Raw genomic sequence first — 412 nt, 5'->3', positions numbered from 1 at the left:
GCCGACATAGGTAATGGCGGACACGCCAAGGGCTACGATTATTTGGCCTATCAGGGTTACGAGCAATTGTCCGAGTAGGGCAATCAGGACGGGCATGGTTGTCTCCCTTTAGGTTTTGCTGATTACGGCATGCCGGCAAATCACAAAGGCGATAAAGATTGCCGAAAAAACGATATACGGCCGCAAACCCCTTGCGCCTTGGCACATGCTTTCATAGCTCAACTCGTTCGTTTGCCCCATGAACACAAACTGCTTGGGCGCGGGGCAGGTGCCGCTCTCGGAAAAGTCATTGCTGCGGTTAAATCCGGGCAGTCCGACGGTTTCTTTAGGTATGCCGATTCTGCTGCCGCTGCCGTCAGGACTGCCGACGGTGCGGCGGATGTCTTCTTCGGTGCCGAGCTTGGTGCAGGAC

The 412-nt window shown here is 55.3% G+C and carries 1 protein-coding gene; it reads right to left on the bottom strand.

The window, feature by feature from the left end; translation table 11 throughout:
- Window positions 1-108: 108 nt before the first annotated feature.
- A partial coding sequence (locus MB824_RS03915; protein WP_305067906.1) for a virulence factor TspB C-terminal domain-related protein occupies window positions 109-412 on the bottom strand: 304 nt, incomplete at its 5' end.

The sequence above is a fragment of the Kingella pumchi genome, from assembly GCF_022288825.1.
Classification (GTDB): domain Bacteria; phylum Pseudomonadota; class Gammaproteobacteria; order Burkholderiales; family Neisseriaceae; genus Kingella_D; species Kingella_D pumchi.
The sequence above is the reverse complement of the archived record's forward strand: the minus strand, read 5'-3'. Positions and strand labels throughout refer to the sequence as shown.